The organism is Levilactobacillus fujinensis (assembly GCF_003946335.1).
GTDB classification, from domain to species: Bacteria; Bacillota; Bacilli; order Lactobacillales; family Lactobacillaceae; genus Levilactobacillus; species Levilactobacillus fujinensis.
In genome coordinates this window covers 13,804-40,455 of record NZ_RHNX01000010.1, presented here as the reverse complement: position 1 = coordinate 40,455, position 26,652 = coordinate 13,804, and the positions used below count along the sequence as shown (strand labels likewise).

Sequence of the window (26,652 nt, the reverse complement as noted above, 5' to 3'; positions counted from 1 at the left end):
TCGGAAAAAGTGAGTGACTCAGATGATTATTAATAAGGACGTTATGCGCATTCACAACGAACGTTCGGTTCTTCAAGCCATCGTCAATCATGGTCCGATTTCCAGGAACGCGGTCTCAAAACTTTTGGGACTAAATAAGGTGACGGTCTCCGATATTATTGGATCTTTCATCGAACGGAAATTAGTGACCAGCCTTGGTGAAGCTCGGGGGACCAGTACTGGTGGTCGACGGCCGGAGTTAGCGGCATTCAATGCAACTTACGGCTACGTGATCAACTTCAGTATTTCTGGCGACGTCGTGGAGTTACTTGTCACCCAAATGGATGGCCGAGCATTGGCGTATAGTACGAGTCCCATTGATAATCAGTCGGTTGAAGATGTTGTGACTAAGATGGAAGGTCTGATCAATCAACTACCCCATTTCGAGGTGGTCAACGGGTTGCAGGCAATTTCCATTGCCATCTTCGGGGTCGTTTACCATAACAAGGTCATTACGTCACCGTTTGTGGATTATGCGGACTTTGATATTGTCGGCTATTTCCACGATCGGTACCAGGTGCCCATTGTGATGGAAAATGAAGCGAACCTGTCGGCGGTGTTTGAACAGGACTTTAGTAAGCAGGAACTTGAGCACATTGTGTCCGTCAGCATTCATGAGGGCGTCGGTGCGGGGATTATCCTCAACACGCAGCTCTATACGGGTAATTACGGTCAAGCCGGGGAAATCGGGCAGACCATTATTCAAGAGTCGCGTGATCATCGTCGGCCGCTCTCGAAGCTCGCCAGTTTCGACGCGGAGTGGTCACAGACCGCTTTGCTAGAGAAGGCGCGGGTGCTGAAGAAGGCTAAGAACTATGACCTTAATCAATTGGTCAACGACTACCAAGTCGAGGACGAGGCGATTATGGGATTACTCGAGGATTTCTGTTACTACCTGGCTTTGGTCACAAGTAACTTGATTGCGGCGTATGATCCGCAGATGGTGTTCTTCAATTCACCACTCATTGACCGGTTGCCTGAAATTTTAAAGAATATTCAGATGAAATTGGGGTTCATGTCGTTGGTGCCACCCCTGGTCATGTCGAAGGATGTGAAGTATGCAACGCTTTTAGGCGGCGCTTCACTCGCCATTCACCGGGTGCTTAACATGAACGGAACGCGACTGATTTTTCATCACTAACAGACTTCACGAAAATACGATACAGGATGGCTCGCAATTGGGTCGGCCGGTATCGTATTTTTATCAGGAAATGGTCTTCGTTGGGCCGCCGGTGAGTTTCAGACGCCAAGCGTGTCTTCATAGTAGGCGAACCACATAATCGAATTATTTTTAGGAGGAAATTGAATTGACTAAACATGGATTACCGAAGGACTTTTTATGGGGCGGTGCAGTTGCTGCACACCAAGTTGAGGGGGCATATAACGTTGGTGGCAAGGGCCTCAGTGTTGCCGATGTCATGACCGCTGCTGGGAACCACGACGAACGGAAAATTACGGATGGTGTGCAAGCGGGCGAATTCTACCCGAACCATGAGGCCGTTGATTTCTATCACCAGTATCCAGAAGACGTGAAGCTCTTTGCTGAAATGGGCTTTAAGAGTTTTCGGACATCGATTGCCTGGTCACGTATTTTTCCTCAGGGCGATGAGATTGAACCGAACGAAGCGGGGCTGAAGTTTTACGACCGCCTCTTCGATGAATGTCTGAAGTACAATATCGAACCCGTTGTTACGCTGTCTCATTTTGAAATGCCTTATCACTTGGTCACAAAATATGGTGGCTTCCGGAGTCGCAAGACGATTACCTTCTTCACGCGCTTTGCCAAGGCGGTGTTCGAGCGCTACCAAGACAAGGTCAAGTATTGGTTAACGTTTAACGAAATTAATAATCAGAGTAACTATGACCGCGCCTTCACTTTATTTACCAACTCGGGGATTCAAGTGAAGCCCGGTGAAAATGCCGAAGAGGTCATGTATCAGGCCAGTCACTACGAAGTCGTTGCCAGTTCGTTGGCGGTGCAAATTGCCCACCAGATCAATCCGGATTTCCAAGTGGGGGCCATGGTGGCCTTCTCACCTGTTTATCCAGCGACGGACAAGCCGAGTGATGTGTTGAAGGCACAACGGGCCATGCAAGCGCGGTTCTGGTTCTCTGACGTTCAATGTGAAGGGGAATATCCGACCTGGCTGACGCAGTACTTCGACGCCAAGGGTTACGACTTAGACATCACCAAGGCCGATCTGGCTAATCTGAAGCGCGGGACCGTCGACTACCTTGGGTTTAGCTACTACATGTCCTTTGCAACACAGGCGAGTGACCATGAAGACAAGCAGTTCTCCTACAATGAGAGCCGTGACTTGGTCACGAACAAATACGTGCCACAATCCGATTGGGGCTGGCAAGTTGACCCAGAAGGCCTGCGTTACGGGCTGAACTGGATGAACGATCGGTACCACTTACCGTTATTTATCGTGGAAAATGGGATTGGGGCCATCGATAAACTGACCGCCAATCACGAAGTTCACGACCAATACCGGATCGACTATCTGCGGGACCACATTGTCCAAATGAAATTGGCCATGGTGGAAGACGGTGTGCCGGTCATGGGTTACACGCCCTGGAGTGCCATCGACATTGTATCCGCTAGCACGGGTCAGCTGTCGAAGCGCTATGGCTTTATTTATGTTGACCGCAATGACGATGGCAGCGGTAGTTTAGCCCGTTACCGGAAGGATTCCTTCTACTGGTACCAGCGGGTGATTGCCACCAACGGAGCGGACCTTTCATTGGATGGTGAGCATGATGACACAAAAGCCTGAACCAATCCTGGCCATTGATATTGGCGGGACCACTGTAAAATATGGCGTTTGGGCGGCGGAAAACTTAACGCGCAAGAACCGCTTCAACACGCCTAAGACCTGGCCGGAGCTATTAGATAAGCTGATTGCGGTCAAACGTGAGCTTGCCTTACCATTTGCCGGCGTTGCTGTCAGTCTGCCGGGTGGCGTCGACACGATTGTGGGGAAAATTTCCGGGACCAGTGCCGTGGACTACCTGAATGGTTTTCCCATCAAGGCCACGCTGCGCACGGCTCTCGGCGTTCCCGTTAGCATTCAAAATGATGCCAACTGTGCGGCATTGGCCGAGGCCTGGCGGGGTAACGCCAAGGATGTTGCCGATGCCATTTACATGATTATCGGGACGGGTATTGGCGGCGCCGTGACCATCAACGGGCAGCTGATGGCTGGCCAGGATAACTTTACCGGGGAATTTGGCTATATGGTGATGAATCCGGCTGGCGAAACGTTCAGTCAGCTAGCGAGCCCAGTCAAAATGGCGGCACGGTACCAACGACTGAAGGAATTGCCCATGGCATTTACAGCACAGGATGTTTTTGACCTCGCCAATAACGGCGATAGTATTGCCCAACAGTGTGTGGGTGAAATGCTGAATTGGCTGAGCATGGGCGCATTTAATCTGTACGTCAGCCTGAACCCACAACGCTTGTTGATTGGTGGCGGCATCTCGGCCCGACCGGGATTTGTAGCCGACCTGCAGCAACGGATTCAACACCTCATGCATGAACACAAGGCCGCCTTGACGGCCGATGTGCGGGCCTGCCGTTTTCTGAACGACGCTAATCTGATTGGCGCGGTCCGGCAATTCTACGTGGAAAACGGGGATGAACCGGCGGAAGGTGCTGTGCGGCTGGAGGCACGGTAGTTAAGATAGACGTATTTTGAGAACTTTGTTGGCTTGAATTTGAAGCCGATGAGGTTCTTTTTGTTACTATAGTAACTGAATGACGGCCCTTGTTCACAATGATATTTGCATAACGAAACTAAAGAGGCTGAAAGTCAAAATGCTTACCTTTCTCTTGCAATCGTAGGAATTGGCACCGCTAAATTAGTGGTTCTGGTCGCACTCCGGCTCTGATTGTGCAGGTCAATTCCAATCACTAAATCCCAAATGGTTGCTAAAGTTTAAGCACAATTCAATAACGAAATTTATAAGGTGCTTTTATTGTCTTTCGTGACCAAGTCCGGCATTCTGTTACCAGAGGTGAGACGTGTGGCAAGGGAGCAACGACGCTTGGATACAGGACTAGCAGCGGAGTTAAACACGACATTGAAAACGAAGCGAACCCAGTTGGCGTTATTTCAACTGCTGCATGGTCAAATGTCAAAGCTACGGGACAAATGCTCATCAGAATCAACTGAGCAAGACGTTCGGACGGACACAGAGTGAACTGGCAATTATAAGTTGCTAGGTCTTGGTGGGCTATCCTATGATGGGAGTAATTCATCAGGAATGGGATGATCGCCATGGTTCGACTAATTGGAGAAGGCTTGATTCTAACCTACCTTTCAGTAATGGGTGTGGTAACACTAGTCAATTGGCAGAGTTATCGCCAATCAAATGTTCTCGTACAGGCAACGGGGATGGCCAACGTCCTCAGCATGCTAGTGGCTTGGGTCGTTGTGCTATTCTTACGGCCAGCTTTCGTGTGGGTAGGAACAGGCTTGATCCTAGTGATAGTCGTCGCAGCTATGCTTCATGGTAAGGCGCTAAAGAGCTTTCACTGGTCCCACCACATTAGCCGCCTAGTATTGGCGACGATTTTAGTTATTGTTATGTGGATTTAAGCGACTAATTGTGACCGCCACTTCCTGAAAGTGAGTTGCGGTTATTGAAAAATCTGAACGATACTTAGGCTTTCAAGTTGCGTTCGGACCGTTTCTAGCCCATAGCTGCCGGCCGGTAAGACGATGACTGGCCTAAGTTGCCCAATTTTAGTCTCAGTATTGTTGTGACAACAGTCATGATGGGCGTTTTAGACCCTTCATCCTTCAGTAAGCAGTTAAATGACGCGTCAAAACTGACGTAAATAGTGGCACTCCTCACGAATTTTGGGTACAGTTAAGGTAACAAACAAAAAACGAAATGGGGTCGTGCAGTTGAAGACTTGGCAAAAGTGGGTCACTGGTGCGGTGGTTGCGACCACGGCTAGTGCAGTTGGCGTTTTAGGTGGTTCAGCGGTTGTATATCAGGCAATCACGAAGTCCTTCTCACGGGGACGTCGAAAGTCCAAACTGCGGGCAATTGCGGAAAATGCACCGGCGGATAATGCGTGGTATCTACGTCAGCATCCGGTTGAGTGGACGCAAACAAGTTTAGATGGTCTGGTCTTACGGTCAAGCTTCATTGCCGCTGACCACCCAACGACGAAGGTCGTCATTTTGGCGCACGGGTTAGGCCACGCTCGCGAGCAAATGATTCCCTGGGCCCGGACCTTTCATGATTGGGGTTACGATGTGTTAATGCCGGATGCGCGGGCACATGGTGAAAGCGAAGGATGTACCATTGGCTATGGCTGGCCGGATCGCATTGATTATCAAGGGTGGATTCAAGAGATTCTCAATAAGTGTGGCGAAGATAGTCAGATTGTTCTGTTGGGAATTTCCATGGGGGCCGCCACCGTTATGGCGACTGCTGGGGAAGAACTTCCCAGCAACGTGAAGGCGGTGGTGGCCGACTCCGGGTACGCTTCCGTCATGGCTGAGGCCCGGTTCCGCTTGCACCACAAGTACCATGTGCCAACAACGCCAACGCTTCCGATTGCCGATCAATATTCACGTTTGGCTGGTTACCGGTTGGCAGATGGTGATATCGCCGGCCAATTGCGGAAGACACGATTGCCATTACTGTTGATTCAAGGCGCTAATGATGAAACGGTGCCGGTCACGAATCTCAACATTCTCTACCAGGCAGCGGCTGGTCCAAAACAGAAGTATCGTGATCCGGTTGCGGGACACATTGAGACCCGCAAGCTAGATCCCGAACGTTACGATCAAATGGTCGCGGATTTCTTGCAGCCGTACGTGGTGGGCTAAGTTATTGCTGGCAGATAACTAACTTTGAACTTAATTGAATTGAAAGATTTGCCTAAAAGGTAAGGGCCCCATGCGGGACTCTCCCTTTTTTCGTCTGGTCAATTTTGAGACTTATTGACAAGCTTTCAGTTTCTGGTAGAATACTAAATGGTAATCATTATCATTTACATAAAAGGTGGATGAACATGCGGAAGTGGTCACGGGTTTTAACGCTAATCATGAGTTTGGCGGCAATTTTAATACTGGCTGGGTGTCAGACAACGACGCCGAAACGGTCGGGAAAGATTAATGTGGTCGCCACACTAGACTTTTACGGCGAGGCGGCCCGGGCTATTTTAGGGCAGCAGGGCAAGGTGACTACGGTCATTAACAGTCCCAGTATCGACGCCGAGAGCTACGAGCCAGACGTCAAGACAGCTAAACAGGTTGCCACAGCCGATGTGGTGATTGAAAATGGTCTCGGCTATGATAGCTGGATGGACCGCGTCGTTCAGGCCAATCAGGACTCCGGCACCAAGACGCTCAACATTGGCAAGCTGATGGGCAAGCAGACTGGGGACAATCCTCATTTGTGGTCAGATCCTAATGTGATGATTAAAGTCACCCGCCACTTGGTGACCCAGTTTAGTAAAATTGATCCCCCCCATGCCAAGGCCTTTCGTCGACGGGGAGCGGCCTATGAACGCCAGCTGACGGTCTTGCCACGCTTAGCCAAGCAACTCGCGAAAAATGGGCGTGGACAACGGGTGGCGGTCAGTGAGCCGGTCTTTGATTTTGCCCTGACTGCGATGGGCTACCGTATCAGTGACGGGCACTTTGCCCAGTCCATTGAGGAAGATAGCGACCCGACACCAGCTGACATTACCCAATTACAGTCGCAACTGAAGCATCACCGCGTCGCATTCTTTGTGGAGAATACGCAGAATACCAGTAAAAACGTGACGAATATGGTCCATTTGGCCAAAAAGTACGGCATTCCCGTCGTCAAGGTGACCGAGACCATGCCCGCCAACCAAGACTACCGGACGTGGATGTTGAAACAGTATCAGCAAGTCCAACGGATCCAGCAAAAGGAGAAGTAACTATGACGGCAGCACCCATTTTAAAATTGGAACATCTCGGGGTCACTTTCCCGAATCATCCAGTCTTTAGCGACCTCAATCTGACGATTCGGCAAGGCGAATTCTGGAGTATCGTCGGTAAAAACGGGGTGGGCAAGACGACGTTGATGCGGACCGTATTGCATCAGTTGCGGCCCACGCACGGGCAGGTCGCTTACTTGCCCAATGCCAACGAAGTCAAAATTGGCTACGTCCCACAATTTCGAAATATCGACGCGGATTACCCCTTAACCATGCGTGATTTTGTCGGGCTAAACTTGACCGGCTGGAAGTGGCCGTGGTTATCACGTAAAGAACGGGAAAAAGTCCAGACGATTTTGACGCGCACAGGATTAGAAGCCATCGCGAATCGACCGATTGGACAAGCATCTGGTGGGGAAAAGCAGAAGGCCTACCTCGCTCAGGCGTTGGTGGAGGCACCGAACCTGTTGATTCTAGACGAATCGACAGCTAGTTTAGACCCCGTGACTAAAACGGAACTCTTAGACCTGGTCATTGAGTTGAACAAGTCGCTGCATTTGACCGTGCTGTTTGTCACGCATGACATTCCGATGGCGCGTAAATACAGTTCGCAGTACTTGATGTTGACGCCAAATGGCGCAGAACAAGGGCCAATCGGTGGCCTTACGCAGGAAAAGGTTTGGGAGGGCGAAAATGTTTAGTTATGAATTTATGCGCAACGCCTTCGCGGCTGGGACCATCATTGCCATCATCTGTGGTATCATGGGCGTCTTCGTGATTGCCAGAAACATGTCCTTCTTGACGCATACGTTATCTGAAATTGGGTTCTCTGGTGCGGCCTTTGGGGTCTTTGCCGGGTGGGCACCGTTGAACGGGATGCTCCTGTTTACGGTCGTTAGTTCGGTTATCGTGGGCCAATTGAGTGCCCGCAGTGAACGCCGGGAAGCGGCAACCAGTGCCATCTCAGCACTCTTTATTGGGATGGGGATTCTGTTCTTATCGTTAGCCAATAAAAATGCGAGTTACGCCACTAGCATTTTATTTGGGAGTGTCATCGGCATCAGTGCTGGCGATGTTCAGCAGATGTTGTGGTTGTCCTTATTGGTGTTGCTGGTCGTGTTCGTCATCTATCGTTTCTTGAAATTCGATTCGTTCGACCACACCGGAGCACGGGTCAAGGGACTGTGGACTAACGCGCTATCCGTAACCTTCTTGGTCTTACTGGCACTGAGCGTGAGTGTTGCGGCGCAAATCGTGGGATCGTTACTGATATTTATCCTGCTCACATTGCCCGCGGCGACTGCAAAGTATTTTGCCCACACGGTCGGTGGCATGATGGTCTTGGCCATCGTGCTGGCACTGGTCGGTGTCTGGAGTGGTTTGACGCTGAGCTATGTGACGAACTACCCAGTGTCCTTCTTTATTGCGGCAATCGAAGCCGTCTTCTACTTCATCGCCCTTGGCTGGCAGAAACTCCAAACGGCTGAGTAATTTTGGCAGTATAATCGTTGTTACAACGGTGATAGTTAAAGTGTTCCTGTTATTCTTGCGACAGTGAGGGTTGTCACCGCTAAGCTGGGTGAAACAACCGTATTCCGGCTGCCAGAGATTCCGCTTGCTATCGGGTTGAGCGTCACAAACTGCTTTATGGCGCGCACGTTCTGGCACTATAGTGGCATAAATAAAAGTTGCTCCTTTCAGAATCGTTAGATTCTGAAAGGAGCAACTTTTGTGTTATTTCCCAGTCTCATTTTTCTATGGCTACGATCACGACCGTTCGGAATTCGCGTTTACGCGGGTTGTTGGGAAAATTGAAAGCGCTGTGGCCATCAACGGCTAAATTGTGATTATCGATGGTCATTGCTTGAATTCACGTGACAGACCGGAGTAAGGTTGGATTGAACTGTAGCGGCCGAATGTGCTGGGGAGCACTAGTTGACTGTGTCTGGAGCACCGTTGGCCAAGGCGCCAGACTTTCCTAGCCGCAGGTGGTGTTCTTAAACGCGCAATCTCCCCCATAATTCAAAATTTGTAATAAGCCCAGGTGATAGCCGGTGTGAACGGGTTTCATCCGCTTACAGAAAATCATCTGCCGTAAGTTTTTCCATTTCTCACGAAAATATCGCGAAAAACCCGAACATTTATGCTAAAATTAGCTTTACAATTAACTCTAAAGAAATAGTTGAGGTGAAGAAGTTGAAAGTCAGAAGAAGTGACCGGTTAGTGGACATGACCCGGTATTTATTGGAACGGCCGCATCAATTGGTATCATTGACCTTTTTTGCAGCTCGGTACGAGTCGGCTAAGTCTTCCATCAGTGAAGACCTGACCATCTTGAAGCGAACTTTCCAAGCCCGGGGAACCGGTCTTCTGGAGACGGTTCCTGGTGCTGCTGGTGGTGCGCGGTTCATTCCGTATATCCTACGTGAAGAAGCCGAACAATTCGTTGATGAAATGATTTCAGAATTATCTGAAGCCGACCGTTACCTCCCAGGGGGCTACGTGTACATGTCAGATATTCTTGGCCGACCAGCCGCTTTACGGCAAATCGGACGAATTCTGGCGACCCAGTATCTGAACCAAAACGTCGACGTGGTCGTGACCGTGGCAACCAAGGGAATTCCATTAGCACAAAGCGTAGCTAACTATCTAAATGTGCCGTTTGTGATTGTCCGGCACGATTCGCAAATCACCGAAGGGTCGACCGTGAGTGTGAACTACGTTTCTGGTTCGACCAAGCGTATCGAACGTATGGCCCTGTCCAAGCGCAGTGTGAAGCCAAATTCACGGGTGTTGATCGTCGATGATTATATGAAGGGTGGCGGAACCGTTGGTGGTCTGCGCTCATTAGTCGACGAGTTTGATTCACAATTGGCTGGCGTGGCGGTATTTGCTGAAGGCGACTTTGCTGGACAACGGACCGTTAGCAAGTATACGTCGCTCTTGAAGATTCAGACGGCAGACGAACAGATTCGCGTGACACCAGGGAACTATCTCACACAGATTTTTGGCGACGAAACTAAATAAAGCTAGGAGTATATTTAGAAATGACGACTAGAAATACCATTATCCTCGCAGCCGGCAAGGGCACCCGGATGAAGTCAAAATTGTATAAAGTGTTGCATCAGGTTTGTGGCAAGGCCATGGTTGATCATGTGTTGACGCAGGTTGAACAAACCAACATGGATAAAATTGTGACGGTCGTTGGCTACGGTGCTGATGACGTCAAGACCACCCTTGGTGACCGGACGCAATACGCCCTGCAAGCCAAGCAGCTTGGGACGGGGCATGCCGTGTTACAAACGGAGCCCATCTTAAAGAATGAAGAAGGAACAACTTTAATCGTTAGTGGGGACACACCGTTGTTCCGTGCTGAAACGTTCGAAGACCTCTTTGCCTACCACGAAGCGAAACATGCCGCAGCAACCATCTTAACCTCGATTGCGCCGGACCCAACCGGTTATGGCCGCATTGTTCGTAACAATATTGGCATCGTTGAAAAAATCGTTGAACAAAAGGATGCCAGCTCCGAAGAACAAGAAATTCACGAAATCAATACCGGTGTTTACGTTTTTGACAACCAGAAGTTATTTAAGGCGCTTCATGAAACGTCCAACGATAATGCCCAAGGTGAATATTACCTGACCGACGTCATTGAAATTTTGAAGCACCAAGGAGACATCGTTGCGGCATACCAAATGGCCAATTTCGATGAATCCATGGGAGTTAACGACCGGGTAGCTTTGGCCGCTGCTACCAAGATCATGCGTGACCGGATCAACCGGCAGCATATGCAAGACGGGGTCACGTTGATTGATCCTGAAACAACTTACATTGATGCCGGCGTCAAGATCGGTGCAGACACGATTATCGAGCCTGGCGTTTTACTGAAGGGCGACACGGTGATTGGCGAAGATTGTTACATTGGGGCGCACTCCGAATTACGGAACGCTAAGTTGGCCGACCACGTGACCGTGACGTCTTCTCTGTTGGAAGATTCCGACATGGCGACCGGGAGCAACATTGGACCAAACAGTCATTTGCGTCCAGAATCACACATTGGGCCTAAGGTACACCTTGGTAACTTTGTCGAAGTAAAGAAAGCTACGATTGGTGAAGGCACGAAGGTCGGTCATCTGACCTACGTTGGTAACGCCAAGCTCGGCAAGAACATCAACGTCGGCTGTGGTGTCGTCTTCGTTAATTACGACGGTAAGAATAAGCATGAGACCGTTGTGGGCGATGATGCCTTTATTGGATCGAACTCAAATCTGGTTGCACCATTGGCTGTGGCCGACCACAGTTTCATTGCGGCAGGCTCAACAATTACCGACGCTGTCAACAAATATGACATGGCAATTGCCCGGCAACGGCAAACCAACAAGCCTAATTACTATCAGAAACTACCATATCGTGGTGAAGATTAAGCTGAAGGTCTTGTGTTTCCCGACCCGATAGCATAAAATTGTTGTAGTAAATTCAGGCAGACTAGTTGCTATTGGAGGAAATTATGGCTACGCAATATTTTGACCCTAAATTAAAGATTTTTGCGTTAAACTCCAACAAACCGTTGGCGCAAAAGATTGCTGACGAGGTTGGTGTCGAATTAGGGAAGACTTCGGTGGATCGTTTTAGTGACGGTGAAATCCGGATCAACATTGAACAAAGTGTCCGGGGCAGTCACGTTTATGTGATTCAGTCGACTTCAGCACCCGTCAACGATAACTTGATGGAATTGCTGATCATGATCGATGCTTTACGGCGCGCAAGTGCGGCGACCATTAACGTGGTCATTCCGTACTACGGTTACGCGCGTCAAGATCGTAAAGCCCGGTCACGGGAACCCATTACGGCTAAATTAGTCGCAAATATGCTCCAAACGGCCGGTGTAACGCGGGTCGTAGCGTTAGACTTACATGCTGCGCAGATTCAAGGATTCTTCGATGTTCCGGTCGACCATTTGATGGGCGCACCGTTACTGGCGGACTATTTCTTAAGCAACGGTTTGGCAGAAGATGCTGTCGTCGTTTCACCTGACCATGGTGGTGTGACACGGGCACGGGCATTGGCCGAATTTCTCAAGGCACCGATTGCTATTATCGACAAACGGCGTCCGCGGGCTAACGTCGCAGAAATCATGAACATCATCGGGGACGTTAAAGGTAAACGTTGCATCATGATCGATGATATGATTGACACCGCTGGGACGATCACTTTAGGGTCCAAGGCATTGATGGAGGCTGGCGCTAAAGAAGTTTACGCGAGCTGTACCCATCCAGTTCTGTCTGGTCCCGCAATTGAGCGAATCAAGAATTCGCCAATTAAGAAATTGGTTGTGACGGATTCAATTCAATTAACGGCCGATAAGCAAATCGATAAGATCGAACAAATTTCGGTTGGTCCCCTGATTGGTCAAGCTATCAAACGGATCAATGAAAACCGGCCGGTCAGCCCATTGTTCAAGAACCGTTTTCGGAGTCATGAACAATAAAGATGACAAAAACTTGAGCAGCGCTGTGCGTTGGCTCAAGTTTTTTAGTAAGTATCTGAAGGTTGAAAGTTAAAATATTCATGTTACTCTTGCGACAGTAAGCGTTGTCACCGTTAAACTAGTTGAAACGGTCGTACTCTGGCTGCTAGGGATTCTGCCGGCTGTGGGGAATGCCTCCAGCCCAAGGACTGGCTTCCAGCTCGCCTGAAAGCGCAGGTCGTCCCACGACGTAATCCGGTAAGGCGATGGTTGGCCGACGTTGCCTAGTCTCAGTCTAGCTGTTAACAAGCATACTAGGTGTTTTAGAGTTTTCAATCTTTAGTAAGTATTAGGAGTGATTACATGAATAGTTGGCAGAGATGGGCGACGGGAACCGTAGCGGCGGGAGTGTTGGTGGCATTAGTCATGAAACTGTTGGGACAGCCGTTAATGGTGATCGGCAATATTTTATTTCTGGTCGGTCTCGCCCTCATCGTATTTGGCGCCATCTGTGTTCTGTTAAAAGGACACTTGTTCACGGGATGGCGGCACCTTTTCCGGCGGCAAAGTCGAAAGGATAAAGAAGACCTCATGCCCGGAGAAAAGGTCGAGGTTCATCATGTGGCGACCGCTAAAAATGCACCGATCGTCGTCAACGCGCCGGCCCGATTTGGGTTGATTTCTGGGACTTGTTACCTGGTTTTGGGAATCGTCTTTACACTTTAGAATAACTTGGGGACGTTTTCCGCTGAGAAAGTGGAGAATGTCCTTTTTTGTTAACCTGATTAACCGGAAAGCACTGTAAAACGATTGAGGGAAGAGTTGCTGTTACTTAAGTGAAATATCAAATTTCCCACCATCACAATGGCATCTTTTGGTGGGAAATCTTAGAGGCTATTATGCAGTTGATGTAACGAAAAATGTCAGAATGCAATTTCAATCCTAATTAAAGCCAATGTTGTAAAAATACCGGTTAAGGAGATTAGTGATTATCGTGATAAATAAGCAAGTAGAGTTTAAACTGAATCGCCCAGTTGCGCCTGGAGAAAGTATTGCCGATGCACGCTGGTATTTAGAGATATTACCGGAAGATTTGGCGCAAGAGACGTTTGCGCCAGTTGACTATGTGAAAGCTGTGCTGCAAGGAAATAGAGCCATTACGCCTCAGTTTGCGCAACAACTAGAACCGATTCTAAAAATTCCAGCCGATTTTGGGTTGTGTTACGATAAGCAATTTCAGAAACTGCAACAAGAAGCGGCGGCGTGATTCAAAGCAGTAAGTTGAAAATTATCCAGCTAAAAACGTCTCCTCGAATTAACTCAGAGAAGACGCTTTTTTAGATGCTACTGTTCAAAATTAAAGGTTGAAAGCTAAAATGATCACGTTACGCTTGTGACAGTACGAAGTGCTCCTAATGAGTTAGTGAAAATAGGGACACGCCGGCAGTCAGGAATTCCTCTAGTTGTGCGGGAACGATTCCAGTTTAACTTTCATGACGTGTCTTTCTTTCACAAGCCTTTAGTTCAGTGCGTACTTCCGTATGGCTGCGGCCACACCGTCTTCGGCGTTGGTCAGCGTCACGGCTTGGGCCGCTTCCTTGACCTCATCGATGGCATTGCCCATGGCAACCCCGAGACCGGCATATTTAATCATAGTCAAGTCGTTGCCTTGATCACCTAATGTCATGACTTCATCGGCTGTGATGCCGAGTTGTGTAGCCAGTTCGGCAAGGGTGCCACCCTTGCTGGCATGGTTGTTCATGACCTCGATGAAGTACGGCGCACTTTGAACGACGCTAAAGCGTTTCTTGAAACTTTCGGGCATGTTGTCTTTGACACGCGTAATGACTGCTGGATCATCGACGAACATCGCTTTAGAAATAGTCAGGTTGCGAGAGGTTTCACCAACTTCGCGGTATCGAATCAACATTCGGACCAGGTAGCTTTCGGCAATTGTGTAGGCGCTGATGTTCTTGTTGGCCGTGTAGATGTAATCCGGTGTTTCAATTTGAAAATGGGATTGTAGCTTCCGGGATAGGGCTTCAAGGTCAATGAAGTCGTCGTAGGTCAATGAGTGGTTGGTCAGCACCTTGCCGGCCACCGTCTGGGCGACCGAGCCGTTAAACGTGATGGCATATTGGTCGTCACCAGCGATGTCCATGGCATCCAAGTAAGGCTGTACGCCAGTCAAAGGTCGACCGGTACACAGGACGACCTTGATCCCCTGGGCACTAGCTGCTTTCACGGCCGCAACCGTGGCTGGGGCGAGTTCGTTCTTTTCGTTAAGTAGCGTGCCGTCGATGTCGATTGCAATCAATTTGATCGTCATGAAATTAGTTCTCCTTTGGGTGAATAAGTTGGTTGTTTTGAATGTAACGGCCGAAGTTATCATAAATCGGTTGGAAGATCTCGGGGGCGTCATCGCCCGGGTTCAACATTTCCTTTGGGAAGAAGAAGCGTTGATCCCCGGTGAATTTTCCCCGAATGGCATTGACCAAGTCGGAGACCGTCGAGAGTTCCTGTAGCGTGCCATCCGGTTCTTGCAATTCAATCTGTGTCAATGGGTGGGTCACCTTGGGGTCGTAAGCATCATCGTACGGGAGATCATAACTATTGTCGGTCGCCGTGTAATAGTCGGTATTGAAGCCCACGGAGCGAATCATGTCCTGTAGCTGTGGTAAGAGCGTCGCCGTGTCTTCGGTGACCACGGCACTCTTTAGCGGTTTGCGATCCAAGAAGCGGTGGGCCATGTCGGCTAAAATGTCGTCGGGTGACTGGCGCCAGTGGATGAAGTAAGTGGTCAACACGCCATCGTCCAAGTTTAGGTAGTCTTGTAGGTTGAATTCGTGATCGAAGAAGGGCAATAGCAAGTGAGGAATGAAGCTCTCATCACTTTGCCCCGTTTGGTAGAGCTCGTTGGCCCGGCCGAGCAGGTGATCCAAAATGACCTCCATGGAACGGGAGACGGGGTGAAAGTAGACTTGCTGGTACATTTGAAAGCGGCTGACGATGTAGTCTTCGACCGCGTGCATCCCGTTCATGGCAAAGGCGATGCCATCCTTGTAAGGGCGCATCACGCGCAGAATCCGGGTCAGGTCAAACGTCCCGTACTGGGTGCCGGTGTAGTAGGCATCACGTAGGAGGTAGTCCATCCGGTCGGCGTCAATCTGACTGGAGATCATCTGAACAACTTGTGGATTCGGGTAGGTTTTCTGAATGACACTGGCGACTTCGGCGGGGAAGGTCGCGCTGACCCGCCGCAGAACCTGATTCACCTCCGTTTCTGGTGAAGTCAAGATTTCGGCCGTGATGGCTTCGTGGTCGGTGTGAAAGATGTGTTCAAACGTGTGTGAGTAAGGGCCGTGGCCGATGTCGTGGAGCAGGGCCGCGCACAATGCCGTTAAGCGTTCGTGGTCGTCCCAACCGCCATCGCCCGGTACCTTGGTGGGGTAGTTGCGTTGAAAGTTGTCGCAAATCTGCCGCGTGATTTCGTAAACGCCTAGTGAGTGGGTGAAACGCGAATGTTCGGCGCCGTGAAAAATCAAAGAGGCGGTTCCCAGCTGTTTAATGCGCCGGAGCCGTTGAAATTCCCGGGTGTTGATCAAATCTAAGATAATCTGGTGTTGCACGTAAATATAGTTGTGCACGGGGTCCCGAAAGACTTTCTCCCGGGGTAAACGTGCTTGGGCGTAGTTCACAGTGATTCCTCCTCATAGGTTAGTCTAGTTGCGGTTGGCGGCGGGCCATCTGCGCGGTGGCGTGGTCGAGCGCCGTAGTGAATGTGGGTGTGGCCATTAAAGTGGCTAGTTTTTCACGTTCGACGGTGAGACCGGCCGTTTGGCAGGCCGTAATGAAGCGAGTTTGAGCGTCAGCCACGGTCATGTCTTGTTGGAGCAAGGCAGCCGTCGTGGTCATGACGGCGGGGTCAACGTTTGGAAAATCCCAGTCGTTGGTGTGGCCGCCTAACCCAGCGTGGTAGAAATCACGAACGATTTCGCCACGTGCGGTCTGATTGCCAGTCACGCCGAGGTAGAGCATGGTCACCAGCGCGTGAGGACTCCGCCGTTGCGCGATACCGGCGATTTTTAAACCGTTAACGCTAAGGTCGTAGTCGCCGGGACAATAGGAACGGGTAATCTCGTAGTGATCGATCGCCAGTTCAGGCCAGGCGGCGGCCACCAGTTGCATCATTTGCGCATAGGCTGCGTCAACGCTGATGGGGGGCGAGGTCAGCGGTGTAAATAGGGAAACGTTGAGCACGCCACCGTCACTGATCACGGCCAAGCCACCGGAATTGCGAAGCACGTAATCGTAACCGTGTCCCTGAATGGCTCTAATTGCCGCTTTAAGGTCTGGCAGCCGCTTATCCTTCAGTCCCATGATAACGGTCGGTTGCATGGTCCAGAAGTGCAAAATGGGCTGCTGAAGGGTCACCACGAGGTCTAACAGGGCATTGGTATACCCGAACGCTTGATTTTTTTTTGTGGCCAAAATGGGCGTGGTCACGGTTTGAATGGTTGTAGTCGGTAAAGCAAAGGGACCCATAGTCCCACCTTCCTTTTTATTTAGGTTTGGGTCGTAAAATGGTTATATCCGGTCGTGTGGTCATCAGGTGGCACTTTGATGACCAACGGCAACGCATCAATAGCGTAAAGGAAACACGGATAAATAGACTAGCGTAAGTCTAAAGACGGTGTTTGATGTTCTACTCGCCGTAGACAGACTTCAACGTCTTATTATACTAGAAAACGCTTGCTACGTCATTGTTTGGCCGGTTTGACGGCGTGCGTCATATTTTGTTCCACTCTCGTTAGGCATTCCCCACAACAGACAGAATTTCCGACAGCCAGAGGCGTACCCGCTGACCGAAGCCGGAGTAACGAAAATCCAATTACACAAATGGTAGGTTTTCCATGGAAAATGAACTATAATTAGGCCAGACAATTCGCGGAAAGGAAGGGTGTAAATGGATCAATTATCTACGGGGGTGCCCGTTATGATTCACTTGGAAACGCATATCAAGCAAGACGAAAATGTTTCCGATTACCGTTTGGACGTGGATGGTCAGCTGGTCCAGATGGGCAGCAACCTCTATCTGCGGTACTTGGAGCCGAATAAAGAGACGGGTGAACAAACACCGGTTACCATGAAGTTTACGCCGGATGGTGAAGTCCACCTGACTAGAAATGCTGAGGCCGAACTGCGGCTCCATTTTGTCAGTGGCAAGCGAGTCACGGCCCGGTATAGCACGCCTTATGGTATTATGCCGATTGAGACGGTCACACCGTACTTGGAGACCAGTTTCAAGCAAAAGCCGTTTAGTGGCAATGTTAAGATTGATTACCTGCTTTATGCCAACGACGATTTGGTCGGGAACTACAAGATTAGATTGCAATTTACGGCATAAACGAGTATCATATTTCGTAGACTGTGGAAAGGACGTGCACCAGTTTGGAATTAAAAGTCTTTGAGGGCCAGAATAAAAAGGAATTATCAATGATCGAAGTTGCTCACGCCATTTTGTCTCAACACGGCGACGTGATGGGGTTTGCCGACTTAGCCAACGCCGTCCAATCGTATTTGGGCGACAGCGACGAAGAGATTCGTGACCGGCTGTCCCAATTCTATACGGATTTAAATGTCGATGGTAGTTTCATTTCTCTGGGTGATAACCTTTGGGGACTGCGAACTTGGTATCCGTTTGAATCCATCGATGAAGCGACGGTTCACGCTGAGGAAGATGAAGATCAACCTAAGCGTAAGAAGCGTAAGAAGGTTAACGCCTTCTTGGCCGACACGACCGACGATGATGACGTGATCGATTACGACGATGACGATCCAGAGGACGACGACACCAGCTACGCGGCTGATGACGACGATGACGATGATACTGGTTCAACGACCCCTGATTTGGGTAAGTTGCAGACCGGTTTAGGCATCGACGACGATGATGAAGAAGACGATTCGGAAGATATTCCGGATGGTATCGAAGACCAGCTTTCCCAAATGGAAACGCCGGACGACGATGAAGATGATAATCTTGACTTCTCAGCCGACGATGACGAATCTGACGACGATGATGAAGAGGACGACGAGCAACAAAAATAAATGTCGTCGTTCGCTTGACCTCCTCCCTAAAAGCAGGTATTATGTTTTTTGGGCTCCCTGCTACTTGTAGCAAGGACAACTGGACGGTAAAGCTCCCTATTCGCAATGGATAGGGAGCTTTTTTTATAATTTTTTCCGACCCTAAATAATCTTACGAGGAGTTTGCACATGACCAAATATATTTTTGTCACTGGCGGCGTGGTTTCATCACTAGGTAAGGGGATTGTGGCCGCTTCTTTAGGACGACTATTGAAGAACCGTGGTCTAAACGTAACCATTCAAAAATTTGATCCGTACATCAACGTGGATCCCGGCACGATGAATCCTTATCAACATGGGGAAGTCTTCGTAACCGACGATGGTACCGAAACGGACCTGGACTTGGGTCACTATGAACGGTTTATTGACAATAATTTGAATAAATATTCGAACGTCACGACTGGTAAGATTTACTCTGAAGTTTTGGAAAAGGAACGCCGTGGCGACTACTTGGGTGCCACGGTTCAGGTTATTCCGCACATTACCGGAATGATCAAGGAAAAGATTATGCGTGCCGGCAAGACGCTCGGCGCTGACTTTGTGATCACCGAGATTGGTGGGACCGTTGGGGATATCGAATCCCAACCGTTCTTGGAAGCCATTCGGCAAATGAAGTCGGAGGTCGGCGACGAAAATGTGGTCTACATCCACACCACGTTAGTGCCAACGCTGCACGCGGCACACGAAATGAAGACGAAGCCGACACAACACTCTGTGCGCGAACTTCGGAGCATTGGGATTCAGCCAAATATTTTGGTCGTACGGACGGAAAATCCAATTACCGACGAGATGCGGCAAAAGATTGCGTTGTTCTGTGACGTGAAGCCGGAAGCCGTGATTGAATCGATGGATGTGTCCACGATTTACTCGATTCCGCTACGCTTACAGGACCAGGGGCTAGACCAAATTGTTTTGGACCACTTCAAGGTCAATGCACCAAAGTCGGACATGGCGCAATGGGCAGCGATGGTCGATCATATGCAGAATTTAACACGGACCATCAAGATTGCCTTGGTAGGAAAGTACGTGGCGTTACACGATGCCTACATTTCCGTGGCCGAAGCTTTGCAACACGCTGGCTACCCGGTTGATGCCAACATTGATTTGGACATGATCGATGCCGAAAAGATCACCGATGACAACGTCAAGGACATCTTGGGTGATGCCGATGGGATCATCGTTCCCGGTGGATTTGGCGACCGGGGAATCGAAGGTATGATTACCGCCATCAAGTATGCCCGTGAAGAAGATGTGCCATTCCTGGGCATTTGCTTGGGGATGCAGGTTGCCAGTATTGAATTTGCACGTGACGTTTTAGGTTATAAGGACGCCAACTCAACGGAAATGAATCCGGGTACCACGCATAAGATCATTGACCTGATGGCTGACCAAGCCGACGTGCATGAAATGGGGGGGACCCAACGGTTGGGCCTGTACCCTTGCAAGTTGAAGCCCGGTAGCAAGGCTGCTGCCGCTTACGACAACCAAGCCATGGTGGAAGAACGCCACCGTCACCGCTACGAATTCAACAACCAGTACCGTGCCGAAATGGCCGCTAAGGGATTGGTCTTCTCCGGAACGTCACCTGACGATCACTTGGTAGAAGTCATTGAGCTGCCAAAGAAGAAGTTCTTCGTAGCTGCCCAATATCACCCAGAATTTCTCTCACGGCCAAACCGGCCAGAGGGCTTGTTCCGTGACTTTGTGGCTGCAGCTAGCAAGGAAGTTAAGGACTAAATTTGAAGGCAGAGTGGGACAAAAGGCGATTAGCTGGCGAGCATTAAGGCTGATAACCGAATAATCCCGGGTTTGGATTATTTGGCTATCAGTTTTAAGCGGATTCAGCTGCCTTTTGTCCCACGTTTTAGCACTATAAATTCGGAGATATCAAAGGAGCCTGGGGAGTTATTATCCCAGGCTCTTTTCTGCTATTTAAAGATTGAAATTTGCAAAACATCTAGTATGACTGTTGTAACAGCAATACAACAGTCATGCTGCGGCTACAGCTAGGCAACACAGTCCAATCATCGTCTTACCAGCCAGCAGATATGGGCTAGATCGGTGCGAACACAACTTGAAGCCTCGCAAGTACCGAGTCTCCAAGCTTGCTTTTCTACTAAGCCAGTCTAGTCATCAATAATACTAGCAACTGCCGCTTCAATCGCTGGAATCAGGGGGCTGTGGGCGTCGATACCAGTCTCATCAAAGCGGGCCTGCCACCAGCTACGACGAATGGTTTGGACTTGGTCGACGACGGCCTCACCAGTTTTTGTGAGTGTCAGGAGTTGTGCCTTACCGCTGCCAGCCGTTTTCGCTAAGTAGTCGAGACTTTGGAGCTTATTGACCTCGCGGGTGGTTAGTCCCTTATCGATGACGAGTGACTTGGCCACCTGATTCTGGTTGACCTGGGGGTACTCGTGGACGGTCAGTAAAACACAAGCCGCCGTAGGGTTAAGCCCCAATTCTTTGAAGGACTCACGGGTATCCTTGTAGTATTTTCGGTGAAGAATCGAGATGTCTTGTGCTAAGTAACCGAGATCTTTCATTGGGAAAACTCCTTTCACAAACTTTCATGGATTTTCATGTTGACAAAACAACTTACAGCTATTATGATGAACTCATGTTGATTTGTCAACACAACTAAATTTAATTTCAAATTTAAATCTAAGAATGGGGTATTGCTAATGACAACTTCAAAAACAGGTGCACAAGCATTGATCCAAAGCATGATCAATCAGGGAATCAAATACGTTTTTGGTATTCCTGGGGCCAAGGTTGACCAATTGTTTGAAGGCTTACAGTATAGCAAAGATCCACGCACACCAAAACTAATTGTAACGCGTCACGAACAGAATGCGGCCTTGATGGCTTCCGGAATCGGCCGGGTTACCGGTAAACCTGGGGTCGTTGCGACGACTTCTGGTCCCGGTGTTTCCAACATGACGACCAGCCTGATTACGGCTACTGCCGAAGGGGACCCCGTCATCGCTTTGGGTGGCCAAGTGCCCCAAGATGACCTCGGTCGGTTGACCCATCAAAGTATTCCTAGTAAGGAACTGATGGATTCCGCAACCAAGTCCAGCGTGGAAGTTCAAAACGCCAATAACTTATCCGAAGCTTTTGCCAACGCCTATCAGACGTCACGCTCCGCTAAGGCTGGGGCAACGTTTATCTCCCTGCCACAAAACGTCTTGAACGGTGATGTTGACCGCCCAGAAATTGGGGCAGTGCCAACGGTCAATCAGGGTGTCGCTGATGACGCCACGATTACTAGCATTGTTGACAAGATCAAAGCTGCTAAATTACCGGTCATTTTAGCCGGCATGCGGGCCTCCGCACCAGCCGAAACGGCTGCGATTCGGGCCTTGCTCAAGCAAGCTGATCTTCCCGTTGTTGAAACGTTCCAGGGCGCTGGGGTGGTTGCACATGACTTAGTGCGCGACTACTTTGGCCGGGTTGGCCTGTTCCGTAACCAAATTGGGGACAGCTTGCTGAAACGTAGTGACCTCGTCATTGCCGTTGGGTACGATCCCGTGGAATACGAAGCGCGGATCTGGAATACCGACCGTAATGGGGAAGTCATTAACATTGATAGTATCGTTCCTGAAATTTCAACCGATTACCAACCAGAAATGGTGGTTAAGGCTGACATTGCTAAGACGGTGACCGCTATCGCTGACAAGTTGCCAGCTGGCTGGGCATTGGCCGATGACGTTCAGAAGGAATTGAGCGAACACCGAAAAGCCTTTGACGACCAAGCGCAAGTGCCTGCTGCCGATGATGCTAATGGGATTCACCCACTGGCTATCATCCAGGCTTTACAAGCAAAAGTCAACGATGACACTACGGTGGCGGTTGATGTGGGGAGTTTTTACATTTGGATGGCCCGTTATTTCCGGAGCTACCAACCCCGTCACCTACTGTTCAGTAACGGAATGCAGACGTTAGGGGTTGCCTTACCTTGGGCGATTGCTGCTGCGCTGGAACGTCCAGGCCAACCAGTCGTTTCTGTTGCTGGGGATGGGGGCTTCCTGTTCTCTGGCCAAGATCTGGAAACGGCTGTCCGCTTACATTTGCCAATCGTGCAACTGATTTGGGATGACGGTTACTACGACATGGTTAAGTTCCAAGAATTGGCGAAATACGGCAAAGACGCCGGCGTTAAGTTTGGTCCGGTGGACTACGTGAAGTATGCTGAAAGCTTTGGTGCCAAAGGATTGCGAGTTGACCATGCTGCCAATCTGGGCAAGATCTTAGACGAAGCCTTCAAGTCTGACGGCCCCGTTGTAGTTCAGATTCCGGTTGACTACCGTGATAACCTTAAGTTGAAGTCACAATTATTAGAGGACGTCCTCAGCTAAAGGGAGTAATCGAATGAAAACAGACACACTTTATCAACACGGTACGTTAGCATTACTGGTTCCTGGCCTTTTGACCGGGACGCTGACCATGAAGGAATTGCTGCAACACGGTGATACCGGAATTGGGACTGGTGAAGGTCTGGATGGCGAGCTGATCATCTTAGCGGGCAAGCCCTATCAGGTCAATAGTCGCGGCGAAGTTCACGTGGTCGGCGATGACTTCACGTTGCCATTTGCCAACAGTCACTTTGCGGACTACCAACCTCTGATGTCGGTGGAATCTGCCAGCAAGACGGATTTGAACCAACAGATTTTGGAGCTGAGTGGGTTACAGAACGCGTTCTTCTCGATTAAAATTACCGGGACATTTAGTGGCGTGAAGACCCGGGCGGTTGCCAAATCGAGCCAACCGTACAAGTCATTGGCCGAAACGGCTAAGCAACAGAGCGTCTTCACCCGTGATGAGGTCGCCGGGACGTTAATTGGCTACTACTCACCACAACTGTTTGACGGCATTGCTGTGGGCGGATTCCACCACCATTTCTTGGCGGACGACCATACCTTTGGCGGCCACCTGCTAGATTTTGCAGCAGTCACTGGTGACGTCAGCATCCAGCTGTTTTCAACGTTGGAACAGCACTTGCCTGTTGACAACGATGACTACCGACAACACGATTTCGCGCAGGATAACATCAAGGAAGATGTGCACCAAGCGGAAGGTTAAGTTATAAATCAGACAGCGTTATCTGGACACCGATTACGGTCGATGTCCAGATAACGCTGTTTTTTGTGCCGGTGTTGAACGCATGGGAGTGATTGCCATGGATCAACGTGAGGCTTCAAGTTGGGTTCGCACCGTTCCAGCCCATATTTGCTGGCTGGTAAGGCGATGACTGGACTAAGTTTCCCAATCTTAGTTTCCATATCGTTGTGACAACAGTCATGATGAGTATTTGAGAACTTTCAACCTTCAGCACATACCAAAAGGAGAGTGGGACATAACTCAAAAAGTTGCTCCTTTCAGAATCTAATAATTCTGAAAGAAGCAACTTTTGTTTACGCCACTATGGTGCCGAAACGTGGGACATAAGGCAGTTTGTTGCGCTTAACCCGATAGCAAAAATTATGCCAGAATCAGGCATAATTCCTGCTATCACGTTAATGCTCGCAAACTAACCGCCTTATGTCCCACTCTCCTTTTCATTTACCATGAAACAAAGCTTATTCCGAACGCAAAGCTGTTGCCGCGTCCTTCTTGGCCGCCATCCGTGCAGGGATGTGGCCACCCAGCATGGTCAGGACGGTACTGATGATGATCAGCACGATACCATGAATTGGGTTGAGGTGCGCGACGTTACTGAGGTCGGTGATGTTTTGCAAGACGATGTTGATGGGGAACGTCAACAGCCAAGCAATCACAACGCCCAGGGCACCGGAACCGACACCGAGGATAAAGGTTTCAGCATCGAACACGCGGGTGATATCCTTTTTCCGTGCCCCCAAGGCCTTCAGAATCCCAATTTCCTTGGTCCGTTCTAGAACGGAGGTGTAGGTGATGATGGCAATCATGATCATACTCGTGACCAGTGAAATACCAGCGAAAGCTACCAGAACGTAGGTGATGGCATCCATCAGACCACCCGTCAAGCTGGAGACCGTACCGGCCATATCCGTGTAGATGACCTTGTCTGCCTTACTCTTGCCCTTGTTGTACTTGTCCAAGTAACTTAGGACCTTGTCCTTGTTCTTAAACGTATTTGGGTAGATCAGGATACTAGCGGGTGTGGTCGAGCCCCCCAGATAGCTGACCAGCGTCTTCTTGGTCGTACTATCAACGTTTTGGCCAGTGATTACATTGCTGTCGGCCTTCTTTTGGGCCTTAACGATCTTGGAGTTTTTGTTGGCCTGAATCATATTTTGGGTCAACTTGTCGCTGTAGGCAATTCCGGAAGCCAAGACGTTCTCGGATGATTTCGACTTGACCCGCAAGATTCCAGCGATTTTAATGGTAGTATTGTCATTCTTGTTGTACAAGGAAGTCGTTGCCTTATTAGGAACATAATTCCCGGTAGGTAGGCTTTGGTAGTAGTCGTCGTTGTTGACGGCCTTGATGGTCGTACCAACGATTTTACTGTAGTTGAACTTCTGGTTGTCCTTGACGGTGTAACCTAGGTTCTTCAGGGCGTTGATGTTGGTCGAATTGTCGCGGTCGACAATCAGAACCACGTCGTTGGCGCCCTTAGGGTAGGCACCAGATAACAATTTGTAGTGTTTCTTCAGAAAGGTCGTGCCACCATCGTTAGCACTGGGGTAGACGGAGACGCCGACCCCGGTCGAGTTGGCCATAGCTGCGGACATCGCACTTGCGGAGCTCGCATTACTACTGTCAGTGTTGGAGAAGGAGACCGTCTTGGTCTTGCCATTTACCTCACGCAATAAGTTCATCCCGGTCGAATAGGTGTAGGTCACGTTTTTACTCAGCTTACTGTCGAGTTTTTTAACGTAGTTTAAGTAACCTTTGGTAAGCTTATTGGTATGAGTTGCCTTATCCGCGTCACTGACCTTGGCCGTGACCTTGCTGGACTTACTGGTTTTGACCTTGTCATTGCTGTTGGTCCCACCCGTGGTGCTCGTGGCCGTCTGTGAAATGGTCACAGGAAACTGAGCCAGCGTGTTGGCTTGGGTCTTGTTGATCTGCGCCTGGAAGCCGTTAGATAGCGCCAAAACGATGGCAATACCGATGATTCCGATACTGGAGGCAAATGCCGTCAGCGCGGTCCGGCCTTTCTTGGTCCGAATATTGTTGAAGGATAACTTCAGCGCCGTCCAGAAAGTCATCTTCGTTTTCTTTAACTCAAATTGTTCGGCATCGGCGTGTTCGTCGTAGGGGTTGGAGTCGTGTTGAATCTTTCCATCGGCAAATTCGATGATCCGGTCGGCGTATTGTCGCGCCAAATCAGGATTATGCGTGACCATGATAACTAGGCGTTCAGCGGACAGTTCTTTGATCAGTTGCATGATCTCATCGCTGGTCTCGGTATCCAGGGCGCCGGTTGGTTCGTCACACAGTAGAATTTCGGGCTCGTTAGCAATGGCCCGCGCGATGGCGACCCGTTGCAGTTGCCCACCAGATAGTTGGTTAGGTTTCTTACCAATGTGGTCGGTCAGACCGACCCGGTCGAGGGCTTTGAGCGCCTTCTCCTTCTTTTCTTGGTTGGGGACACCACTCAGTGTCATCCCCATTTCAACGTTATCGAGAATGCTTAAGTGACCAATGATGTTGTAACTTTGGAAAATGAATCCCACAGAGTTGTTTCGGTAGGCGTCCCAATCGGCTTCGGAGAAATCCTTGGTCGACTTGCCTTCGATGGCGAGGTCGCCGGAATCATAGATGTCCAGGCCACCAATGCCGTTCAGCATGGTCGTCTTCCCGGAACCGCTGGGCCCGAGGATGGCGACAAACTCCTGGGAACGAAAAGCAACAGAAACGTCGTCGAGGGCCTTAGTGACCGAATCGCCGACGTAGTAGTATTTCTTGATGTGTTTGAGTTCCAGCATTTAAAATAATCCTTTCATATTCTGAGTATGACTATCGTTCCAGCATTTTTTCTGATAAAATGGCATTACTGCAACACTGTGTCTTATATTCTAAAAACAAACAGTGCCGCTGGCAATCAGCAATGTTAGCAGAACTGTTG

The 26,652-nt window shown here is 49.6% G+C and carries 24 protein-coding genes; 19 read left to right on the top strand and 5 right to left on the bottom strand.

Features of this window, described 5'->3' with window-relative positions; translation table 11 throughout:
* The first annotated feature begins 22 nt into the window (after positions 1-22).
* The 14 genes from EKM89_RS05395 to EKM89_RS05335 all read left to right on the top strand — a co-directional run bounded on the left by EKM89_RS05395 (position 23) and on the right by EKM89_RS05335 (position 13,713).
* On the top strand, positions 23-1,180 hold the full coding sequence (locus EKM89_RS05395; protein WP_125686430.1) for an ROK family transcriptional regulator: 1,158 nt from the start codon (positions 23-25) through the stop codon (positions 1,178-1,180).
* Positions 1,181-1,346: 166 nt separating this feature from the next.
* A complete protein-coding gene (locus EKM89_RS05390) occupies positions 1,347-2,819 on the top strand; it encodes a 6-phospho-beta-glucosidase (RefSeq protein ID WP_125686428.1) in 1,473 nt (490 codons plus the stop codon).
* Entirely contained in the window at positions 2,800-3,723 is a 924-nt protein-coding gene (locus EKM89_RS05385) for an ROK family protein (protein WP_225421824.1), read from the top strand. Before EKM89_RS05390 ends, EKM89_RS05385 begins: the two co-directional genes overlap by 20 nt.
* 369 nt (positions 3,724-4,092) lie before the next feature.
* A complete protein-coding gene (locus tag EKM89_RS14045) occupies positions 4,093-4,248 on the top strand; it encodes a hypothetical protein (RefSeq protein ID WP_164510513.1) in 156 nt (51 codons plus the stop codon).
* A 77-nt stretch (positions 4,249-4,325) separates the two neighbouring features.
* The gene (locus tag EKM89_RS05380) at positions 4,326-4,646 is read left to right on the top strand and encodes a hypothetical protein (protein WP_125686424.1); all 321 of its coding nucleotides are present in this window, start codon (positions 4,326-4,328) and stop codon (positions 4,644-4,646) included.
* Positions 4,647-4,952: 306 nt separating this feature from the next.
* Complete coding sequence (locus EKM89_RS05375; RefSeq protein WP_382333493.1) at positions 4,953-5,894, top strand: alpha/beta hydrolase; 942 nt, start codon at positions 4,953-4,955, stop codon at positions 5,892-5,894.
* Between the two features lie 185 nt (positions 5,895-6,079).
* Complete coding sequence (locus EKM89_RS05370; RefSeq protein WP_225421823.1) at positions 6,080-6,976, top strand: metal ABC transporter solute-binding protein, Zn/Mn family; 897 nt, start codon at positions 6,080-6,082, stop codon at positions 6,974-6,976.
* Positions 6,977-6,978: 2 nt separating this feature from the next.
* The gene (locus tag EKM89_RS05365) at positions 6,979-7,677 is read left to right on the top strand and encodes a metal ABC transporter ATP-binding protein (protein ID WP_125686418.1); all 699 of its coding nucleotides are present in this window, start codon (positions 6,979-6,981) and stop codon (positions 7,675-7,677) included.
* Entirely contained in the window at positions 7,670-8,467 is a 798-nt protein-coding gene (locus EKM89_RS05360) for a metal ABC transporter permease (RefSeq protein WP_125686416.1), read from the top strand. Before EKM89_RS05365 ends, EKM89_RS05360 begins: the two co-directional genes overlap by 8 nt.
* A 705-nt stretch (positions 8,468-9,172) precedes the next feature.
* A complete protein-coding gene (gene purR / locus EKM89_RS05355) occupies positions 9,173-10,003 on the top strand; it encodes a pur operon repressor (protein WP_125686414.1) in 831 nt (276 codons plus the stop codon).
* 20 nt (positions 10,004-10,023) lie between these two features.
* Complete coding sequence (gene glmU / locus EKM89_RS05350) at positions 10,024-11,403, top strand: bifunctional UDP-N-acetylglucosamine diphosphorylase/glucosamine-1-phosphate N-acetyltransferase GlmU (RefSeq protein ID WP_125686412.1); 1,380 nt, start codon at positions 10,024-10,026, stop codon at positions 11,401-11,403.
* Positions 11,404-11,486: 83 nt separating this feature from the next.
* Entirely contained in the window at positions 11,487-12,467 is a 981-nt protein-coding gene (locus EKM89_RS05345) for a ribose-phosphate diphosphokinase (RefSeq protein ID WP_125686410.1), read from the top strand.
* A 342-nt stretch (positions 12,468-12,809) separates the two neighbouring features.
* A complete protein-coding gene (locus tag EKM89_RS05340; RefSeq protein WP_125686408.1) occupies positions 12,810-13,172 on the top strand; it encodes a DUF3899 domain-containing protein in 363 nt (120 codons plus the stop codon).
* A gap of 268 nt (positions 13,173-13,440) precedes the next feature.
* Positions 13,441-13,713, top strand: coding sequence for a hypothetical protein (locus EKM89_RS05335; protein ID WP_125686406.1), 273 nt, complete (start codon positions 13,441-13,443; stop codon positions 13,711-13,713).
* Between the two features lie 252 nt (positions 13,714-13,965).
* Here EKM89_RS05335 and yidA read toward each other — a convergent pair whose 3' ends face one another.
* From yidA to EKM89_RS05320, 3 genes are read right to left on the bottom strand one after another with little or no spacing between them, the layout of a single operon-like run.
* A complete protein-coding gene (yidA, locus tag EKM89_RS05330) occupies positions 13,966-14,775 on the bottom strand; it encodes a sugar-phosphatase (protein WP_125686404.1) in 810 nt (269 codons plus the stop codon).
* A 4-nt stretch (positions 14,776-14,779) separates the two neighbouring features.
* Entirely contained in the window at positions 14,780-16,144 is a 1,365-nt protein-coding gene (locus EKM89_RS05325) for an HD domain-containing protein (protein ID WP_125686402.1), read from the bottom strand.
* 19 nt (positions 16,145-16,163) lie between these two features.
* Positions 16,164-16,991: a lipoate--protein ligase family protein gene (locus tag EKM89_RS05320; RefSeq protein WP_125686400.1), complete on the bottom strand. Its 828-nt coding sequence runs from the start codon at positions 16,989-16,991 to the stop codon at positions 16,164-16,166.
* Between the two features lie 421 nt (positions 16,992-17,412).
* On the opposite strand from EKM89_RS05320, the gene EKM89_RS05315 reads away from it, so the two are divergent.
* The 3 genes from EKM89_RS05315 to EKM89_RS05305 all read left to right on the top strand — a co-directional run bounded on the left by EKM89_RS05315 (position 17,413) and on the right by EKM89_RS05305 (position 20,330).
* Entirely contained in the window at positions 17,413-17,853 is a 441-nt protein-coding gene (locus tag EKM89_RS05315; protein WP_125686398.1) for a DUF1934 domain-containing protein, read from the top strand.
* A gap of 44 nt (positions 17,854-17,897) precedes the next feature.
* On the top strand, positions 17,898-18,554 hold the full coding sequence (gene rpoE / locus EKM89_RS05310) for a DNA-directed RNA polymerase subunit delta (RefSeq protein ID WP_125686396.1): 657 nt from the start codon (positions 17,898-17,900) through the stop codon (positions 18,552-18,554).
* 168 nt (positions 18,555-18,722) lie between these two features.
* Positions 18,723-20,330: a CTP synthase gene (locus EKM89_RS05305; RefSeq protein ID WP_125686394.1), complete on the top strand. Its 1,608-nt coding sequence runs from the start codon at positions 18,723-18,725 to the stop codon at positions 20,328-20,330.
* Positions 20,331-20,719: 389 nt separating this feature from the next.
* Here the strand turns inward: EKM89_RS05305 and EKM89_RS05300 are convergent, their stop codons facing one another.
* Positions 20,720-21,139, bottom strand: coding sequence for a MarR family winged helix-turn-helix transcriptional regulator (locus EKM89_RS05300; RefSeq protein WP_125686392.1), 420 nt, complete (start codon positions 21,137-21,139; stop codon positions 20,720-20,722).
* 138 nt (positions 21,140-21,277) lie between these two features.
* Between EKM89_RS05300 and alsS the strand changes: the two genes are divergently transcribed.
* Positions 21,278-22,954, top strand: coding sequence for an acetolactate synthase AlsS (gene alsS, locus EKM89_RS05295; protein WP_125686390.1), 1,677 nt, complete (start codon positions 21,278-21,280; stop codon positions 22,952-22,954).
* A gap of 13 nt (positions 22,955-22,967) precedes the next feature.
* Entirely contained in the window at positions 22,968-23,678 is a 711-nt protein-coding gene (budA, locus tag EKM89_RS05290) for an acetolactate decarboxylase (RefSeq protein ID WP_125686388.1), read from the top strand.
* A 497-nt stretch (positions 23,679-24,175) separates the two neighbouring features.
* Here budA and EKM89_RS05285 read toward each other — a convergent pair whose 3' ends face one another.
* On the bottom strand, positions 24,176-26,512 hold the full coding sequence (locus EKM89_RS05285; RefSeq protein ID WP_125686386.1) for an ABC transporter ATP-binding protein/permease: 2,337 nt from the start codon (positions 26,510-26,512) through the stop codon (positions 24,176-24,178).
* Positions 26,513-26,652: the final 140 nt, after the last annotated feature.

What these genes read in the sequence shown, in the direction of transcription:
- EKM89_RS05395 (WP_125686430.1), top strand. Translation starts at nt 23, where the DNA reads ATGATTATTAATAAGGACGTTATGCGCATTCACAACGAACGTTCGGTT.
- EKM89_RS05385 (WP_225421824.1), top strand. Translation starts at nt 2,800, where the DNA reads ATGATGACACAAAAGCCTGAACCAATCCTGGCCATTGATATTGGCGGG.
- EKM89_RS05380 (WP_125686424.1), top strand. Translation starts at nt 4,326, where the DNA reads ATGGTTCGACTAATTGGAGAAGGCTTGATTCTAACCTACCTTTCAGTA.
- EKM89_RS05370 (WP_225421823.1), top strand. Translation starts at nt 6,080, where the DNA reads ATGCGGAAGTGGTCACGGGTTTTAACGCTAATCATGAGTTTGGCGGCA.
- EKM89_RS05365 (WP_125686418.1), top strand. Translation starts at nt 6,979, where the DNA reads ATGACGGCAGCACCCATTTTAAAATTGGAACATCTCGGGGTCACTTTC.
- EKM89_RS05360 (WP_125686416.1), top strand. Translation starts at nt 7,670, where the DNA reads ATGTTTAGTTATGAATTTATGCGCAACGCCTTCGCGGCTGGGACCATC.
- glmU (WP_125686412.1), top strand. Translation starts at nt 10,024, where the DNA reads ATGACGACTAGAAATACCATTATCCTCGCAGCCGGCAAGGGCACCCGG.
- EKM89_RS05345 (WP_125686410.1), top strand. Translation starts at nt 11,487, where the DNA reads ATGGCTACGCAATATTTTGACCCTAAATTAAAGATTTTTGCGTTAAAC.
- EKM89_RS05340 (WP_125686408.1), top strand. Translation starts at nt 12,810, where the DNA reads ATGAATAGTTGGCAGAGATGGGCGACGGGAACCGTAGCGGCGGGAGTG.
- yidA (WP_125686404.1), bottom strand. Translation starts at nt 14,775, where the DNA reads ATGACGATCAAATTGATTGCAATCGACATCGACGGCACGCTACTTAAC.
- EKM89_RS05320 (WP_125686400.1), bottom strand. Translation starts at nt 16,991, where the DNA reads ATGGGTCCCTTTGCTTTACCGACTACAACCATTCAAACCGTGACCACG.
- EKM89_RS05315 (WP_125686398.1), top strand. Translation starts at nt 17,413, where the DNA reads ATGGATCAATTATCTACGGGGGTGCCCGTTATGATTCACTTGGAAACG.
- EKM89_RS05305 (WP_125686394.1), top strand. Translation starts at nt 18,723, where the DNA reads ATGACCAAATATATTTTTGTCACTGGCGGCGTGGTTTCATCACTAGGT.
- EKM89_RS05300 (WP_125686392.1), bottom strand. Translation starts at nt 21,139, where the DNA reads ATGAAAGATCTCGGTTACTTAGCACAAGACATCTCGATTCTTCACCGA.
- alsS (WP_125686390.1), top strand. Translation starts at nt 21,278, where the DNA reads ATGACAACTTCAAAAACAGGTGCACAAGCATTGATCCAAAGCATGATC.
- budA (WP_125686388.1), top strand. Translation starts at nt 22,968, where the DNA reads ATGAAAACAGACACACTTTATCAACACGGTACGTTAGCATTACTGGTT.
- EKM89_RS05285 (WP_125686386.1), bottom strand. Translation starts at nt 26,512, where the DNA reads ATGCTGGAACTCAAACACATCAAGAAATACTACTACGTCGGCGATTCG.